Genomic DNA, 18,429 nt, shown 5'->3' on the forward strand with positions numbered 1-18,429 from the left:
AGGCTGCAACGGGCAAGCATCGGTGTGGGTTCCATGGGCCCCGGCGAGGGTCGCTTCGGGAAAAAATAATTCGCTTGACGACTTCGTAAAATCAGCATTATGGTCCGACCCATTCCGTTGCGTCGGAGGGGACGTATCGCGGTCGTCACGGACGTCGGCAGCGGAATGCGATGGGCGTGTCGGGTTGCAGCGTGATTGACGTTGCGCCGACGAACGATCTGGCACGCACGGTCAAGTCGCGCGGTCCTGGCCTCCCGACGCTGAGGTCAAGTTTGCGAGGATGCTTTGTGCATCGCGCGGATGACGGTGGCCAACAAGCCCGGCGCACCGGGGAGAACGCGAAGCAGCTGTTAAAACCGTCGCGCAGGGAGGGCCGGGATGACTCGGCTGCACCTGTGGTACCTGCCGCCTGCATTTCTTTCGCAGGCGGGCCATGGGGGCGGCGAGCTCCCGGCCTTCCCTGCGCCCTCTCATCGGCAGAGGGTGGACCATCGCAACACCCGGGCTTTCCTCAGCCGCGGGAACGCGGAACTTTGCCCGGTGTTATCAGGTGGATGCGAGCCGCGCCGGCGCCAGCGGCGGAGCCGGTTCCACGACCCTGCCGGCTTTGCTACGCTACCACTCAACACGAGGGATCACCGTGGCGCTCAGGAAGCTTTCCACCTATCGCAAGAAGCGCGATTTCGACAAGACGGCAGAGCCGTCCGGCGACGCCAAGGTCGCGCGTGCGGCGCGGCCGCGCTTCGTCATCCAGAAGCACGACGCGACGCGGCTGCACTACGATCTCAGGCTGGAGTTCGGCGGCGTGTTCAAGTCGTGGGCCGTGACCAAGGGGCCGTCGCTCGATCCGCACGACAAGCGGCTCGCGGTCGAGGTCGAGGACCACCCGCTCGACTATGGCGATTTCGAAGGTACGATCCCGGAAGGCGAGTATGGCGGCGGCACCGTCATGCTGTGGGATCGCGGCCATTGGGACAGCGAGGACCCGGAGCGCGGCTTCAAGAAGGGCGACCTCAAGTTCACCCTTGAAGGCGAGAAGCTGCATGGCAGCTGGGTGCTGGTACGGATGCGTCATGATCGCACGGGCGGCAAGCGCACCAATTGGCTGCTGATCAAGCACCGCGACGAGTTCGCCCGGGAAGGCGAGGCCAACGACATCCTGGAGGCGGACAAGTCGGTCGCCTCGGGCCGCACGATGGAGCAGATCGCGGCCGGCAAGGGCAAAGCGCCGAAGCCGTTCATGCTCGCCAAGACGCAGCGCATGAATGCCGACGCGGTGTGGCACTCCAACCGCGGCGACGGCAGTGCCTCTCCAGAGAAGGCGTCTCCCAAGAAGACGCCGAAGTCCAAGGCCGCGAAAGCGGCCGCTGCTCCGAAGACGGTCGCACCGCGAACCGTGTCGTCGCTGCCGGACTTCGTGCCGCCCGAGCTCTGTACTTCGGTCGCCCAGCCGCCGAGCGGTGAGGGCTGGGCGCATGAGATCAAGTTCGACGGCTACCGCGTGCAGATCAGGGTGGAGGACGGGAAGGCGACTTTGAAGACGCGCAAGGGCCTGGACTGGACGGCCAAGTTCGGTGCCATCGCCGAGGAAGCGGCTGAATTGCCGGACGCGATCATCGACGGCGAGATCGTCGCGCTCGACAAGGACGGCAATCCGAATTTCTCGGCGCTGCAGGCGGCGATTTCGGCGGGCGAAACCGACGAGCTGATCTTCTTTGCCTTCGACCTGATGTTCGCGGAGGAGTTCGACCTGCGCCGCCAGCCTTTGCGCGAGCGCAAGGCGCGGCTGGCGAAGCTGCTGAAGGCGCACATCAAGGGCAAGGCGCCGCGCATCCGCTATGTCGAGCACTTCGAGAGCGACGGCGAGGCCGTGCTGGAGTCGGCGCGCAAGCTGTCATTGGAGGGCATCGTCTCCAAGAAGCTGGACTCGGCCTATCATTCGGGACGGACGGAGAGCTGGACCAAAGCCAAGACCAGGCCCGGCCACGAGGTCGTCATCGGTGGCTGGAAGACCACCAACGGCAAATTCCGCTCGTTGATGGTCGGCGTCAACAAGGACGATCATCTCGCCTATGTCGGGATCGTCGGCACCGGCTTCGGCCAGGACACGGTGAAGGAGATCATGCCGGCGCTGAAGGCGGCGGCCTCCGACGAGAGCCCGTTCGGCGGCAAGAACGCGCCGCGCAAGACGCGTGAGGTGCATTGGCTCAAGCCGGAGCTAGTCGCCGAGATCGAGTTTGCCGGCTGGACCGCGGACAACAATGTCAGACAGGCCTCGTTCAAGGGACTGCGCCAGGACAAGCCGGCCGGCGAGGTCGTTGCCGAGCCGCCGGTGGTGACGACGAAGGTTGCCCGGCCGGTGGCGCGGGCCGCGGCGAGCGTCGCGACCGTCGGCACCACGCTGCACAAGACGCCGTCACGCACGAAGGGCGCGGCGACCGTGATGGGCGTTGCGATCTCCAAGCCCGACAAGGCGCTGTGGCCGGACGCCGGCGACGGCGAGCCCGTCACCAAGCTCGATCTCGCCAACTATCTGGAAGCCGTCGGCAACTGGATGATCGATCATCTGAAGGGACGGCCGTGCTCGATCGTACGTGCGCCTGATGGCATCGGTGGCGAAAAATTCTTCCAGCGGCACGGCATGCAGGGCATGTCGGACCTGCTCGAGCTGGTCAAGGTCTCGGGCGACCGCAAACCGTATCTGCAGATCGACCGCGTCGAGGGATTGATCGCGGTCGCCCAGGTCGCCGCCGTCGAGCTGCATCCATGGAATTGCGCACCCGACGCCTATGACGTTCCGGGCCGGCTGGTGTTCGATCTCGATCCGGCGCCGAACGTCGCCTTCGAGGAGGTGATCGCGGCCGCCAAGGAGATGCGCCAGCGCCTGAAGAGCCTCGGTCTCGAGAGCTTCTGCAAGACCACGGGCGGCAAGGGTCTGCACGTGGTGACGCCGTTGCTGCACGGCGCGCGCGACAGAGTGAGCTGGCCCGAAGCGAAGGCGTTTGCGCAGGGTGTGTGCCTATGGATGGCGAACGACAGCCCGGAGCAATACCTGCTCAACATGTCGAAGAAGCTGCGCGGGGGAAAGATCTTCCTCGACTATCTGCGCAACGACCGGATGTCGACGGCCGTCGCCGTGCTGTCGCCGCGCGCCCGCGAAGGCGCCACCGTGTCCATGCCGCTGACCTGGACGCAGGTGAAGAACGGGCTCGAACCCAAGCGCTACACCATCCGCACCGTACCGGCGCTGCTGGCCAAGACCAGGGCGTGGGATGGTTATGAAGATGCCGCGGGCTCGATCAAGGCGGCCATCAAGAAGCTCGCAGAGACGTCGTAGTCGCTCGGGCAGACGTGGTGTCTGCCCGAGCCGATCGCCTCAGAAGGATCAGATACGTCCGAGCAGGACGAGGATCAGCACGATGACGATGATCAGGCCGAGACCGCCGCCGCCATAATAGCCGGTGCCGTAGAACGGACCGCCGCCAATGCCGGAAAAGCCGCCGAGCAGGGCGATGATGAGAATGATCAGGATGATAGTTCCGATGGACATGTGCTTCCTCCAGTGCCCGGCAGCGGGGCGACAACGTGCTCTGCCTTCGCCGAGGAAACTGGTCGGAACTTCGAAAGTTCCGTGCGGGAAACAGGTAAAATTCGGAGCGTGTCTTTGCGGTCGTAACCAGCAATGACTACCTGAAGGCAGTTGTTAGTCAGGAGATCGCGATGTCAAGACCGCTTGTCGTTTCCATTCCGCATCGCCTCGGCAAGGACGAGGCCGTGCGCCGGCTCCAGGCCGGTCTCAGCCGCGCCGCGACCAGCGTTCCGGTCCTGAAGGTCGACGAAGAGCGCTGGGAGGGCGACAAGATGATCTTTCGCGTTCGCGCTCTGGGTCAAGCGGCGTCGGGCCATGTCGACGTCGCCGACGATCACGTGCGTGTCGAGGTCGTGCTGCCCTGGCTGTTGCAGCGCTTTGCCGAGGCGGCGCAGTCCGCGATCCGCAGCCGCGGCCAGCTGCTGTTGACGAAAAAGAGCTGATCAGCCCGGCGTCGATGCTGTCTGACGTCGACCAGCCGGGTGGGTTGCCGCATCGGTCCGTGCTGGGATCACTGCTGCAGGCAAATGTGTGAAGACGGAGGACACCGCAAGGATGCCGTCCTGTATGTCCGCAGATGTGTAGCCGCGGGCATGAACCTCGGCTTCGAAACCATCTGGGTGGGGCCACACCCGGCCACCGTCGGTGAAGGGCGCAAAGTTGCGCACAGTGACGACGACGACGGCGTCCCGCCCATGCCGCCGTGCGAAGGCAATGATGTGATCGGCATGACGTCCGCTCACCTCGAGCGGCTCATGGGAACCGTCGGTGAAGACCGAGGGCATCTCGTTGCGCAGCCGGAGCAGCCGCCGTGTCCAAGCGAGCTTGATGCGGCCATCCGGCCAGTGGTCCGCCAGGCGGGCCCAGTCGGGACGCTCGCACTCGCGCAGCGCCCGTTCGCGCGCGGCGAAGTCCACCGGGCGGCGATTGTCGGGATCGACCATCGAGAGGTCCCAGAACTCGGTGCCCTGATAGATATCCGGCACGCCGGGCATCGTCGCCTTCAGCGTGAGCTGTGTCAGCGAGTTCAGCGCGCCGAGCAAAGCGGTCCGCCTGGAAAGCGTCTCCAACGACTGCAGGAACTCGGGCGAGCGGTCGCGATCCAGGATGCGGTCGATGAAGCTGCGCAGGCCGTTCTCATAGGCCTCGTTTGGATTGAGCCAGCTGGTCTCCTCCTTGCCCTCCCGCGCCGCCTTCAGCGCATAGGCCTGCAACCGCTCCGCAAGGCTCGGGTCGGCGCCAGTTGCGGGCCAGATGCCGACGAGCGTCTGGTACAGCATGTATTCGAACGCCGCCGAGGGCGCGCGCATCTTGCCATCGGTGATGACGTGCGGCGCGTTCAAGGTCTTCCAGCGCGCCATCGCGGACGTCCAATCGTTGGGCAACTCGGTGATGGCGGCCAGCCGCGTGCGGGCATCCTCGCCGCGCTTGGTGTCGTGGGTAGCGGTGGCGGTCATGCCGTGCGGCCAGTGCCTGGCGCGATCGTGCATCAGCTTGTGGAAGTCGGCGATCGTCAGAGCATGCGCCGCCGGATCGCCGCCGACCTCGTTGAGCGCGAGCAGCCGGTGGAAGCGATAGAAGCCGGTATCCTCCAGCGACTTCGCCATCATCGGGCCGGTGAACTGCTGCACCTTCAGCGCGAAGCGGCGCACACGTGGGACGCTGTGGCTGGTGCTGCGGTCGCGCTTGATCAGATCCATGGTGAGCGTATCGCGCAGGAAGTCGAAGATCGAGCCGTCGGAGGCGAACCATTCGGCGCGGGCGCCGGCTATGGCGTGATCGATCAGCTTGCGATCGGCCTCGGTCGCCCCGGCCGCGGTGAGATAGGTGCGATAGACCGGGAAGTGAAGAACATACAGTTCGAGCGCCTGGCGCAGGCTGTCTTCCGAATAGTCGCGCGTCGAGTAGTGGCCGTTGGCGATGCGCGCCAGGAGGCGTGTCAGCACGGTGAACTCGCTGGTCAGCAGCGTTTCCAGCACGCGCCGCTTGGCCTCCTTGATGACGGGCGCCAGCTTCGGCGGCTTGTTGCTGATCTGGCGCCAGATCTCGTCCAAGGGCTCCAGGCCGTTGCCGTCGATGAGCAGCTGGGTGATGACGTTCATCCACTCGTAGCCGGTGGTGCCGTGCACGCCGGCAAAGCTCGGCAGCTTCTCGTGCTCGCAGAGAATCTTCTCGATGACGACGTAGAATGGCCCGGCTGCGGGTCCCCGAGCGTCGCGGATCAGCCGCCGCAGCCGCTGGAAATATTGTGCGGGATCGCGCAGGCCGTCGATATGGTCGAGCCGCAGACCCTGCAGCTGGCCATCCGCGATCAGCTTCTTGACCAGCCGGTGGATCGCTTCGAACGTGCCAGCATCCTCGACGCGCAGGCCGGCCAGCGTGTTGACGTCGAAGAAGCGGCGGTAGTTGATGTCGCTGGACGCAAGCCGCCAATGCCCGAGTTTGTAATTCTGCCGTTCAAGCAGATGGTGCAGGGCCAGCGTCTGCGTCGGTCGGCCCTCGCCGGCCTGATACGCCGAGAGGCCTCGCGCGATAATGTCGCCAGCCCCGGGAATGGCCTTGAGTGCAGCCTTGAACGCCGGGGCTTCCTTGCGGTTCGGATGGCGCAGGCCGCGATAGCGCGACGCCAGGTCGAGGATCGCCTTGCCGGCCTCGCTGCTTTCCTCACCGGCCTCCTTTACGATGATGCGCAGCACCTCGCCATAGCGCTCCGGCGCGATCGGCAGGCGATGCTCGAAGTACCAGCAGGAGAACGAGCCTTCGTCCGGGTCGTAGCGCAGCTCGATCTCACCATGTTCGAGCGCATGGCCGTAGGACGTCCCGATGATCGGCAGCAGCACGCCGCCCCGGGCGCGATACGGCAATTGGTCCCAGTCGATGTCGAACGAGGCTGCATGCGGCGACGCCTGGCCCCATTCGAGCACATCGAGCCACCATGGATTGTCGTCGAAATGGACGCCGACATGGTTCGGAACGAAATCGAGGATGAGCCCGAGATCGTGCGCCTTCAGCGCGGCGCTCAGCTTGGCGAAGCCGTCCTGACCGCCGAGCTCAGGATTGAGCTTGGTGTGATCCGTGATGTCGTAGCCATGCGTCGAGCCCTTGCGCGCCGTCATGAACGGCGAGGCGTAGACATGGCTGATACCGAGCGCCTTCAGATACGGCACGACGCGCGCCGCTGCTTCGAAATTGAAGTCGGCGGTGAGCTGCAGGCGGTAGGTCGCGAGCGGAATGGCAGGAGGCATGATTATCCTCCGATGCTCCAGAACACCGACCAGGGTGGCAGGCGATCGCCGGGCGTGCCGCCCCAGATCGGCGTGCCCGCCGAGCCGCTGCGCGGCGCGGGCACCTCGTTGTCCGAAACGTTGGCGAGCAACCGCAGCGTCGCGCCGTCGCCCATCGTCCAGTGCGCAGTCAGGCAGCCATCCTCCGTCGCGTCGGCCTTGCCGAAGGATGCGCCCGGCAGCCGCGGTGCCACCTCCCTGTGGCGCACGGCGAGGAGCCCGCGCACCAGCGTCAATCGCTCGCGTCCCGGCGATGCGTTGCGGGCGTCCCAATCGATGATCGCGGATCTGAACGTCTCGATGTCCAGCGGGTCCGGGACCTCGTCGCCATACTTGGCGTATGCCCACTCATATTCCTTGCGGCGCCCCTTGCGCACGGCGTGCGCGAGATCGCCCTGGAAATCGCAGAAGAACGGGAAGGGCTGCTTCGAGCCCCATTCCTCGCCCATGTACAGCATCGGCACGGTCGGTGCGAGCAAGGTGACGGCCAGCGCAGCTGCGATCCCTTCCGGCGGCGCCAGCGATTCCAGCCGGTCGCCGAACACGCGGTTGCCGATCTGGTCGTGGTTCTGCAGGAAGTTGACGAACGCCGCGGGGGCCAGATGACCGCTTGGTTCACCCCGGGCCATGCCACCCCAAAAGGCGGCCTGCTCGCCTTGATAGACAAAGCCCGAGGCGAGCGCGCGAGCAAGCCCGCGCCGCGGCGATTGTTGGTAGTCGCCGTAGTAGCCGCCGGTCTCGCCGGTCATCATCACATGCCAGACGTGGTGATAATCATCGTTCCATTGCGCGCGAAACTTGCCCCGCGGCGGATCTTCTGCCGCGTCGAGCATGCTGGCCCGGTTATCACCGTTCTCGAGCACGAGATGGATGTGACGCCCTGTCTGCTCGACAAGCCTGCCGACGGCGGCGCTGAGATCATGCAGCATCGGGATCTCACCCTCGTTGGCGAGGATGTGGTTGACGGCATCGAAACGCAGCCCGTCGAAGCGATAGTCCGTCAGCCAATGCAGCGCGTTCTCGATCGCGAAGGCGCGCACTTCGGGGTGCCGGAAGTCGATCGCGCTGCCCCACGGCGTGTGAGCGTCCGTGAAGAAGGTCGGTGCATACAGGCCGATGTAGTTTCCTTCGGGGCCGAAATGGTTGTAGACGACGTCGAGGAAGACCATCAGCCCGCGCAGATGCGCCTCGTCGATCAGCGCGCGCAGATCATCGGGACGCCCATAGACGCTGTCCGGCGCGTAGAGCAGGACGCCGTCATAGCCCCAGTTGCGGGAGCCGGCGAAGTCCGCCAGCGGCATCAGCTCGAGCGCGGTGATGCCGGTTTCGACGAGATGATCGAGCTTGTCGATCATCGCGCCGTAGGTGCCTTCCGTCGTGAAGGTGCCGACATGGCTTTCGAGAAACACGGCGTCCTGCCATGGACGGCCGCGCCATTTTTCGGAGCGCCAGGTGTAGGCGCGGTGGTCGATGATTTCGCTCGGGCCGGAGACATCCTCTGGCTGGAAATCCGAGCCGGGATCTGGAACGTCGAGCTCATCATCAATACGAAACTTGTACCGCGTGCCGGCGCCGACCCCGGCGACGTCGAGCGAATACCAACCACCATCCCCGCGCTGCATCTCATGCTTGACGTCGAGGATCAGATCGACGCGCTTGGCGGCGGGCGCCCACAGCCGGAACGTCGTGCCGTCCTGCGTGAGCCGAGGTCCGAATTGACGGCCGTTCATGACTGGCCCGCATACGCCAGCACGGAGCGGGGCGGGGCCTTGAGGTCCGTGCCCGACGCGAAGTCGATCGGCGTCTGCTGGGCTTCGGTGGTGTTCAGGACCTGTTGCCACGTCTTGTATTCGGCGAGCTTGGGCAATTTGAATCCGATCTCTTCGGGAGCCGCGTTCAGAACGATAAGGATCGGAGCCTGCTCCTGTTCCACCGGAGCGAGCACATAGGCGAGAAATCGTCCGTCAGGAAAGGTCCAGTCGGTTTGCGTCATCTCCTCCGCCGAAGGCGTCAGCCACAGCACGCCGAAGCTTCCGTCCGACCGGCGGCCGTCGAGCCAGCGGCGCGCGCGAATCTGGCCGAAGCGGCGGCGCAGCTCGGTCATGTGCGCGATGAAGTCGATGAGATCATCGCCCTCGCGGCCCATGCCGCTCCAGTCCACCCAGCCGACCTCGTTGTCCTGGCAATAGGCGTTGTTGTTGCCATGCTGCGAGTTGCCGACCTCGTCGCCTGCGAGCAGCAGCGGCAGGCCCTGCGCGAGCAACAGACAGGCGAGCTGGTTCTTGCGCGACTGCCGCCGCAGCGCTGTGATCGCCACGTCGTTGGTCGGCCCCTCATGACCGAAATTGTTGCTGAGGTTGTCGTTGGAGCCGTCGCGATTGTCCTCGCCGTTCGCCTCATTGTGCTTGCTGTTGTAGCTGAAGAGATCGGCCAGCGTGAACCCGTCATGGACGGTGACGTGATTGACGCTGGCGCGCTGGGTGCGGCCGTCATGGTTGAAGATGTCGGAAGAGCCGGTCATGCGGCTCGACACCTCACCGATCAGGCTGCCTTCGCCGCTCCAGTAGCGACGCATGGCGCTACGATAGCGGTCGTTCCATTCGGACCATTGCGAGGGGAATGCGCCGACCTGGTAGCCGCCGAGACCGACGTCCCATGGCTCTGCCACCAGTTTGACGCTCGCCAGCACCGGGTCCTGGCGGATCGCGGTCAGGAAGCCGCTGCGCCGGTCGAAGCCGTGCTTTTCGCGCGCGAGCGTGGTGGCGAGATCGAAGCGGAAGCCGTCGACGTGGCAGACTTCGACCCAGTAGCGCAGCGAGTCCATCACCATCTGCAGCACGCGCGGATGGGTCAGGTTCACCGACGAGCCGCAGCCGGTGAAGTCGTCATAGAAGCGTGGATTGTCCGGCTGCAGCCAGTAGTAGGATGCGTTGTCGATGCCGCGGTAGCACAGCGTCGGGCCGAGATGATTGCCCTCGGCGGTGTGATTGTAGACGACGTCGAGCATGACCTCGATGCCGGCATCGTGCAGCCTTGCCACCGTCGTCCGGAAGGCATCGAGCGGATTGTCCTGCGCGTAGCGCGGCTCCGGCGCGAAGAACGAGATGGTGTTGTAGCCCCAGTAGTTGACCAGCTTCTTCTCGACCAGCATGCGGTCGTCGATGAAGGCGTGGATCGGCAAGAGCTCGATTGTGGTGACGCCGAGCCGCTTCAGATGCTTGATCATCGCCGGCGACGACAGACCGCCATAGGTGCCGCGCAGGTTGGGCGGCACGTCGTCGCGCTTGTTGGTCAGGCCCTTGACGTGAGCCTCGTAGATGATCGTGTCCTCCCACGGGATCTGCGGCCGCATCTCGCGCCGGCCCCAGTTGAAGGTCTCGTCGATGACGACCGCCTTGGGCATGCCGCGGGCGTTGTCGCGCCGGTCGAACGAGAGGTCCTCGCGCGGCGAGCCGGCGCGGTAGGCGAAATGGGCATCGCTCCAGACCAGCCGGCCGGCGAGCCGCTTGGCATAGGGGTCGAGCAGCAGCTTGTTGGCATTGAAGCGGTGGCCGCGCTCCGGCTCGTACGGGCCGTAGACGCGGTAGCCATAGAGCTGCCCTGGCGAGACGTCGTTGAGATAGCCGTGCCAGACATCCTCCGTCCGCTCCGGCAATTCGATCCGCTCGATCTCGCGCCGGCCCTGGCTGTCGAACAGGCAGAGCTCGACCTTCTCGGCATTGGCGGAGAACAACGCAAAGTTGGTCCCCCGTCCGTCCCAGGTTGCTCCGAGACGGGCGTGGCTCCCAGCGGCCAGGCGCATTGCGTCAGGCTTCCGGGAGGAGAAATACCGCTGCCATGGGCGGGAGGATGAGGTTGAGCTGGTGTTCTTCAGAGGCATGGACCTGGCCGACATTGCCGACATTGCTGCCGCCATAATGCAGGGAGTCGGAATTGAAAGCTTCCCTCCATCTGCCGCCGAACGGCACGCGGACCCGATAATTGTAATACACGTTGGGCGAAAAGTTCACGACCACGACGCAGCGCGCGTGCTCATCGAAGCCCTTGCGCACCCAGGCGAAGACGTTGCGGTCGGAGTCGTCGGTGATCAGCCACTCGAAGCCGTCCGGCTCGCAGTCCCGCTCATGCAGCGCCGGCACGTTGCGGTAGAGGTGGTTGAGGTCGCGGATCAGGGCCTGGATGCCGGCATATTTGGCGTCGCCGAGCAGGTGCCAGTCGAGCGAGGTATCGTGATTCCACTCGCGCTCCTGGGCGAGCTCGCAGCCCATGAACAGGAGCTTCTTGCCGGGATGCCCGAACATGAAGCTGTAATACGCACGCAGGTTGGCAAAACGCTGCCAGTCGTCGCCGGGCATCCGGCCGAGGATGGAGCGCTTGCCGTGCACCACCTCGTCATGCGACAGCGGCAGGATGAAGTTTTCCGAAAAGGCGTAGTGCAGGCCGAACAGGATCTCGCCGTGGTGATATTTGCGGTGGATCGGGTCCTTGCTGATGTAGCGCAAGGTGTCGTGCATCCAGCCCATGTTCCACTTGTAGCCGAAACCGAGCCCGCCGATGTCGACCGGGCGGGACACCTGCGGCCACGCCGTGGATTCCTCGGCAGCCGTAGTTGCCTGCGGGAAATGGCCGAACACCTCGATATTGGTCCGGCGCAGAAACTCGATGGCCTCGAGGTTCTCGCGCCCGCCATATTTGTTCGGAATCCAGCCGCCGGAGGGACGGCTGTAGTCGAGATAGAGCATCGAGGCGACGGCATCGACGCGCAGGCCGTCGACGCCGTAGCGCTCCAGCCAGAACAGCGCGTTTGAGCGCAGGAAATTGGCGACTTCGGTGCGGCCGAAATTGTAGATCAGCGTGCCCCAGTCGAGATGCCGGCCCTGCATCGGGTTGGCGTGCTCGTAGAGCGCGGTGCCGTCGAAATGGCCGAGGCCGTGCGGATCATCCGGGAAATGGCCGGGCACCCAGTCGAGCCACACCGCGAGGCCCTCGCGGTGGCACGCATCGACGAGCGCACAGAAGTCCTCAGGACTGCCGAAGCGGCTGGTCGGCGCGAACAGGCCGGTCGGCTGATAACCCCAGGAGCCATCGAACGGATGCTCGCTCACGGGGAGGAATTCGATGTGCGTGAAGCCCATGTCGCGTGCATAGGCCGGCAGCTGCTCGGCGAGCTCGCGATAGGTCAGCCATTGATTGTTGTCCTTGCGCCGCCAGGATCCGAGGTGCACCTCATAGATCGAGACGGGCCTGTTCAGCTTGTTGATGTCATGCGGCGCTGGCCGAGGGCGCGGCAGGCTGGTCTCGTCGACCACGATCGACGCGGTCTTGGGACGCATCTCGGCCGCGAAGGCCATCGGGTCGGATTTCAGCGGCAGGTGCTCGCCCTGCGGACCGATGATGTCGAATTTGTAGTGGTCGCCGGCCCTGGCGCGGGGAATGAACAGCTCCCAATAGCCGTTGCCGCGCACGCGCATCGGGTGGCGCCGCGCATTCCAGAAGTTGAAGTCGCCGACCACGCTGACGCGGCGCGCGTTCGGCGCGAGCACGACGAAGCCGACGCCATCGACGCCGTCGATCACCATGGGATGCGCGCCGAGCTTGTCGTAGAGCCGCTCGTGGTTGCCTTCGCCGAGCAGGTGCAGGTCGAAGTCGCTCAGGATCGGCAGGAAGCGATAGGGGTCCTCGAGGTCGGTGACGTGGTCGCCGAATGTCGCCCGAAAGCGATAGCGCTGCAGCGATGGCATGGTCCCGGTGAACAGGCCGGCATCATGGATGCGCGTCAGCGGGGCGACGTCGCCGTGCTCGCCGACCACTTCGACGCGGGACGCCTCGGGCAGGAAGGCGCGCACGACAGCGCGCCCGTCGACATTGTGCTGACCGAGATAGCGAAACGGGTCGGCGTGCCGGCCCTCGATGATCGCAAACGCCTCGGGAGAAAGATGGGTCATGAGGACTCGCTGACTGATGCTGGCTCGGACAGGACGCAAAGCAGGTTGCTCAAAGCGATGCGCAACCAGTCCGGCCGGTGAGCCAGATCATATTCGAGCGCTCCGAGGGCTTTTTCCAGCATGAAAAAGTTAAGGAGCGCCTCCGCCGTATGCGGATCGTCCGGCCAGAGGCGCTGATTGGCCTTGATCTCGCGATAGCCGGCCAAAAAGGCCGTCGCGGCCTGGTCGCGCCATTCCGACAGCGCCGCGGCGATACGGCCGTGATCGTCCGGGCCCGCCCTCAGAGCGCGCTCCTGGGCGACGCGGACCGAGCAATCGATCGAGCGCAGGAAGCCTGCGATGTCGCGCGCCGGCGGCGCCTTGCGCCGACGCTCGGCGAGCGGCTGCTCCTCGTCCCCGTCGAAATCGATGATGAAGATATCGTCCTTGACGATGAGGATCTGGCCGAGATGGAAATCGCCATGCAGCCGGATGTCGCAGCCGCCGATCTGGTGCGGGATCAGGCTGCTCAGGCGCTCCGATATCTCACCACGCCTCGCGAGCACCTGATCGGCCAGCCCTCGTTCCGGGTCCTTGAGGCGATCGCGGCGCTCGCTCAGGCCCGTCAGGACTCGGCTTGCCTGGTCGCGCAGCCGGTCGATCCAGTGATCGAGATGATCTGCGGTGGTCGGCTCCGGCGCAAAATCGGCGATGTCGTTGCGTGAGGCCAGGGCCGCATGCAGCTCTCCGGCCCGCCGTCCGGCTTGCGTCATGTAGCGCAGATAGGGCGGCAGCTCCTCGCTCTGGCGCGCGTCGCCGCTCGCGGCGAACACGCGCTGATCGTCGATGTAGCGGTCGAGATAGGCGGCGGTCACGGTCCAGCCGTCACCCTGGTTCTCGACAAAGCCATGGACGCAGCCGATCGTCTGCCGCTCGCCGTCCTGGATCACCTCGACGCTGCCGAGCAGCGGCGGCACGTTGGCGAAGCCGACGGTCTCGGTCAGGAAGCGACCGACGTCGATCTCCGGATGCGATCCGGCCTCGAGCTCGCGATGGAGCTTGATGAAGAACTCGTTGTTGACGACAGCCTTGCTGCTGCAACGGTCGGTCTCGATGATGCGCACTTGTTCCGACTCGCGGATCGGCTTGTCGGGAAATCGCGACGTCGGACGGAATTCCAGTCGTATCCCGTTCTCTTCGACCACAAGTGACTGTGCAAGGTTGCGCAGCAGCAGCGCCAGAAAGATGGGATTGGTGGCGGCATCCAGCAGGGTGCCCTCGCGGGCGCCCTGGCGCACGGCGGCGAATGCCTGCGGATTATAGCGCTCGCGGTCGAAGCGGACCCACTCGATCTGCATCGGCAGCAGGTAGCGCTGCTCGTCCTTGCGCTCGGCCGACTTGAAGAAGATCAGCCACGGCCTGTTGTCGCCGATGTCACAGAACGGGATCGCGGAGGTCAACGTCGGATGGATCGCCTCAGGCGAGCGTTCGGGATACCAGCGCGTGCGCGCGAGGTGGCCGGGAAGCACGTCGCGCTCGAACAGGCTGCGGGTGCGCGCCAGCGACACCCAGGTCGAGCCGAGCGGGACGACCAGCGTCTCGAATTCCGGCACGGCGCGCTGAACGACCGGCTCGGACTTGTCGCGCTCCTTGAGCTGGAACCAGTAGAAGCCGTAGGGCGCGAGCGTGATCATGTAGGGCAGCTCGCCGATCGCGGGAAAGCGCGACCGGCCGAGCATCTCGATCGGCACGCGATCCTTGAACGGCGAGAGATCGAGCTCGGTCGCCTGTGCCGAACGCGACAGGTTGGCGACGCAGAGGATCACCTCGTCCTTGTATTGCCGCACATAGGCCAGCACCGACCGGTTGGCCGGGCGGATGAAGCTCATGGTGCCCCTGCCGAAGGCCAGCGTCGACTTGCGCACCGAGATCAGCTTCTTGGTGGCATTCAGCAGCGACGACAGGCTGCGCGACTGCGCTTCGACGTTGACCGCCTCGTAGCCGTAGACCGGGTCCATGATCATCGGTGCGTAGAGCCGTGCGGGGTCGGCACGCGAGAAGCCGCCATTGCGGTCGGGCGTCCATTGCATCGGCGTACGCACGCCGTTGCGATCGCCGAGATAGATGTTGTCGCCCATGCCGATCTCGTCGCCGTAATAGATGATCGGCGTGCCCGGGAACGACATCAGCAGCGAGTTCATCAGCTCGATCTTGCGCCGGTCATTGTCCATCAGCGGCGCGAGGCGGCGGCGAATGCCGACATTGATGCGCGCGCGCGGATCGTTGGCATAGGTCGACCACAGATAGTCGCGCTCGACATCGGTCACCATTTCGAGCGTCAGCTCGTCATGGTTGCGCAGGAACAGCGCCCATTGGCAGGTCGAGGGGATATCGGGCGTCTGGCGCAGGATGTCGGTGATCGGGAAGCGGTCTTCCTGGGCGATCGCCATGTAGAAGCGCGGCATCAGCGGGAAGTGATAGGCCATGTGGCACTCGTCGCCCTGGCCGAAATACTCCTGCACATCCTCGGGCCACTGGTTGGCCTCGGCCAGCAGCAGCTTATCCTTGGCGTAATTGTCGAGCTCGACACGCAGGCGCTTGATGATCGCATGCGTCTCCGGCAAGTTCTCGTTGTTGGTGCCGTCGCGCTCGCAGAGATAGGGAATGGCGTCGAGCCGGAAGCCGTCGACGCCGGCATCGAGCCAGCGCTTCATCACCTGGACGATCGCGTTGACCACGCGCGGATTGTCGAAGTTGAGATCCGGCTGGTGCGAGAAGAAGCGGTGCCAGTAGAACTGGCCGGCCTCGGGATCCCAGGTCCAGTTGGACTTCTCGGTATCGGTGAAGATGATTCGCGTGCCGAGATATTTCTGGTCGGTGTCGCTCCAGACGTACCAGTCGCGGGCGCTGGAGCCGGGCGGACTGCGCCGGGCGCGCTTGAACCAGTGATGCTGGTCGGAGGTGTGGTTGACCACGAGCTCGGTGATCACCCGCAAGCCGCGCCGCTTGGCCTCCTGGATGAAGCGCTTGAACTCCTTCATGGTCCCGAAATCGGGATTGATGCTGCCGTAGTCGGCGATGTCGTAGCCGTCGTCGCGGCCGGGCGAGGGGTAGAACGGCAGCAGCCACAGTGTGGTGACGCCGAGGTCCTGCAGATAATCCAGCTTGTCCGTGAGGCCGGCGAAGTCGCCGACGCCGTCATTGTTGCTGTCGGCGAACGCCTTCACGTGCAGCTGGTAGATGATCGCGTCCTTGTACCAGAGACCGTCGCCGTCGGTCTCGGTCTGCAGGCTCGGCGTATCCAGGGATGACATCAGGTTCATGAGGCCCTCACCTAGGAGAGAGGATGATGATGCGGCTGCGATCGGAGGCGTCTCGAAAGATGTCTCGGCCTCGACAGATGCGGCTCTCCTCAAAAGAGGGCAGAATAGGGGAGAAAGCGTCTTTGAGGGCGACGCTCTCGAACGTGCGCGCAAATTTGTTCACGGTGATGCCATTGACAAGAAAACGGCGTCCCGGTTCGCTAGAAACCGAGACGACCCCCTTACAAAGCTGCAAGGCTCGTTTTGTTCCCCGGGGAACGACGGCCTTGGCGCGGCGTTAGAGGCTTATCCTCTTGCTGTCCCACAACAATTTTACGACGTACGACTTGCCGTTACGTCCAGATCGCGTGCCGAATGGATCTCTACAGCGAAGCCCATAGTCTCGGAATCCTGACAGAATTCTACGATGGTCAGGGGCAGCGTCGCGTCACTGACGAAGCGGCACTCAAGATCATCGTGGAGGCCTTTCCCAGGCCCACGCCGCACCGGCTGCTGAGCGGTGCGATCGTGATTCGGTCCGGCCAGCCGGCGCGAAGCCGCCTGAACGACGCGGCGAAGCTGCCGGTCAGGTGGACCATCAGGCGTGGCGACACCGAGATCGCAAAGGGAGACGCCGGCGAGGCCCTGGTCGAGTGGCCGGGTGATCTGCCGGTCGGCAGCTACCGCCTCGAGCTGGTGGATGCGTCATCCTACCGCGAGGAGCTGCCGCTGCTGGTCGCGCCGGCGAAGGCCTTCGCCGGCGATTTCGACCGCGTCTGGCTGCTGGCGGTCCAACTCTATGGCATCCGCTCGGCCCGCAACTGGGGCATGGGCGACTTCACCGACCTTGCCAATCTCATCACGCTTTGCGCCAAGCTCGGCGCCGATGGTGTCGGGCTCAATCCGCTGCACGCGTTGTTCGACGACCGGCCGGGTGACTTCAGCCCCTATGCACCGAACAGCCGGCTGTTCCTGAATGCGCTCTATGTCGATGTGGAGCAGGCGCCGGGCTTTGCGAAGGGGCCCGGCAGCAAGGTGCTGGAGCCGCTGCGACAAGCCGAGCTGGTGGACTACAAGGGTGTGGCGGCGTTGAAATGGCCGGCCCTGCGCGCCGCCTTCGACGCCTTCATGGCCGCGCCCGACGCCGCGGCCGCTGCGGAGTTCAAGGCCTATCGGGCCGAGCGCGGCGAGCTGCTGGCGCGCTTCTCCTGCTTCGAGGTGTTGCGGCATCGCTTCCAGAAGCCCTGGTGGGACTGGCCTGAGGAGTGGCGGCGGCCCGATGCCGCGCGCTGCGCGGCGCTGCTCAGCGGCCCCGACCGGAGGGAGGCCGAGTTCATCGCCTATGTGCAGTGGCTCGCCGAGCGACAATTGCGCCATTGCCGGGATCTCGCGCATCGGCTGGGAATGAAGGTCGGCTTGTATCTCGACGTCGCAGTCGGCGTTCAATCCGACGGCTTCGATGCCTGGAACGAGCAGGGCGCCATCTCGCGCACGCTGTCGGTCGGAGCGCCGCCCGATCCGTTGAACACGGTCGGGCAGAACTGGGGATTGGCCGGCTTCAACGCGCCGGGGCTGGCGCTGAGGAATTTCGAGCCGTTCCGGGAGATGATCAGGGCGTCGATGCGCCATGCCGGCGCGATCCGGCTCGATCACGTGCTCGGTTTGAAGCGGCTCTATCTGGTGCCGCACGGATTTCCGGCCAAGCAGGGCGCGTATGTGCAGATGCCGTTCGATGCGCTGCTCGCCGCGACCGTCATCGAGAGCGTGGCCAACGACTGCATCGTCATCGGCGAGGATCTCGGCACCGTGCCGGAAGGCTTTCGCGAGCAGATGGCCGATTGGGGACTGTGGTCCTACAAGGTGATGATCTTCGAACGCGACGACAACGGCCGCTTTCGCGACGTTGACTTCTATCCGCCGAATGCGCTGGTGACGCTGAACACCCACGACCTCTCGACCTATGCCGGCTGGCGCTCGTTCGGCGATCTCAAGACCAAACGCGGGCTGGGCATCGATCCCGGCGAAAGCGACCAGGATCGCTGGGACGCCTTGGGGCTGTGGGACGAGGTGCTGCGCCACAACGGCATTCAGGCCAACGACGTCCACTCGGCGATCGCCTTCCTGTCGCGGACGCGGTCGCGGCTGCTGGTGATTTCCCTGGAGGATCTGCTGCAGGTGGTCGATCAGCCCAATATTCCCGGCACGATCGACGAGCATCCGAACTGGCGCCGCAAGATGCCGGTCAAGCTCGAGGACATCACGGGTGCGACCAGCGTCGCGGCGTTGAAGGCGGCGACCGCCGAACGGATCAGCCCGGCCGGCGTTTAGAA

The 18,429-nt window shown here is 64.9% G+C and carries 9 protein-coding genes; 3 read left to right on the plus strand and 6 right to left on the minus strand.

What is annotated here, in order from left to right:
- Window positions 1-640 precede the first annotated feature (640 nt).
- Window positions 641-3,337, plus strand: coding sequence for a DNA ligase D (ligD, locus tag ACQR1H_RS24860; protein WP_434908328.1), 2,697 nt, complete (start codon window positions 641-643; stop codon window positions 3,335-3,337).
- A gap of 48 nt (window positions 3,338-3,385) precedes the next feature.
- Here the strand turns inward: ligD and ACQR1H_RS24865 are convergent, their stop codons facing one another.
- The gene (locus ACQR1H_RS24865) at window positions 3,386-3,550 is read right to left on the minus strand and encodes a DUF3309 family protein (protein WP_006614022.1); all 165 of its coding nucleotides are present in this window, start codon (window positions 3,548-3,550) and stop codon (window positions 3,386-3,388) included.
- A gap of 170 nt (window positions 3,551-3,720) precedes the next feature.
- On the opposite strand from ACQR1H_RS24865, the gene ACQR1H_RS24870 reads away from it, so the two are divergent.
- Entirely contained in the window at window positions 3,721-4,032 is a 312-nt protein-coding gene (locus ACQR1H_RS24870; RefSeq protein WP_315717996.1) for a polyhydroxyalkanoic acid system family protein, read from the plus strand.
- On the opposite strand, the gene treY is transcribed toward ACQR1H_RS24870, so the two are convergent.
- From treY to treS, 5 genes are read right to left on the minus strand one after another with little or no spacing between them, the layout of a single operon-like run.
- Window positions 4,033-6,834 carry a malto-oligosyltrehalose synthase gene (treY, locus tag ACQR1H_RS24875; RefSeq protein WP_434908329.1) on the minus strand — a complete coding sequence of 934 codons (2,802 nt, stop codon included), beginning with the start codon at window positions 6,832-6,834 and terminating at the stop codon, window positions 4,033-4,035.
- Window positions 6,835-6,836: 2 nt separating this feature from the next.
- Window positions 6,837-8,603, minus strand: coding sequence for a malto-oligosyltrehalose trehalohydrolase (gene treZ, locus ACQR1H_RS24880; protein WP_434908330.1), 1,767 nt, complete (start codon window positions 8,601-8,603; stop codon window positions 6,837-6,839).
- Window positions 8,600-10,675: a glycogen debranching protein GlgX gene (gene glgX, locus ACQR1H_RS24885; RefSeq protein WP_316177729.1), complete on the minus strand. Its 2,076-nt coding sequence runs from the start codon at window positions 10,673-10,675 to the stop codon at window positions 8,600-8,602. Before glgX ends, treZ begins: the two co-directional genes overlap by 4 nt.
- Window positions 10,676-10,679: 4 nt before the next feature.
- Window positions 10,680-12,818: a 1,4-alpha-glucan branching protein GlgB gene (gene glgB, locus ACQR1H_RS24890; RefSeq protein WP_434908331.1), complete on the minus strand. Its 2,139-nt coding sequence runs from the start codon at window positions 12,816-12,818 to the stop codon at window positions 10,680-10,682.
- Complete coding sequence (treS, locus tag ACQR1H_RS24895) at window positions 12,815-16,120, minus strand: maltose alpha-D-glucosyltransferase (RefSeq protein WP_434908332.1); 3,306 nt, start codon at window positions 16,118-16,120, stop codon at window positions 12,815-12,817. The genes glgB and treS overlap by 4 nt, the downstream gene beginning before the upstream one ends.
- 354 nt (window positions 16,121-16,474) lie before the next feature.
- On the opposite strand from treS, the gene malQ reads away from it, so the two are divergent.
- On the plus strand, window positions 16,475-18,427 hold the full coding sequence (malQ, locus tag ACQR1H_RS24900) for a 4-alpha-glucanotransferase (protein WP_434839231.1): 1,953 nt from the start codon (window positions 16,475-16,477) through the stop codon (window positions 18,425-18,427).
- Window positions 18,428-18,429: the final 2 nt, after the last annotated feature.

The organism is Bradyrhizobium sp. HKCCYLRH2015 (assembly GCF_051168215.1).
Taxonomy (GTDB): Bacteria; Pseudomonadota; Alphaproteobacteria; order Rhizobiales; family Xanthobacteraceae; genus Bradyrhizobium.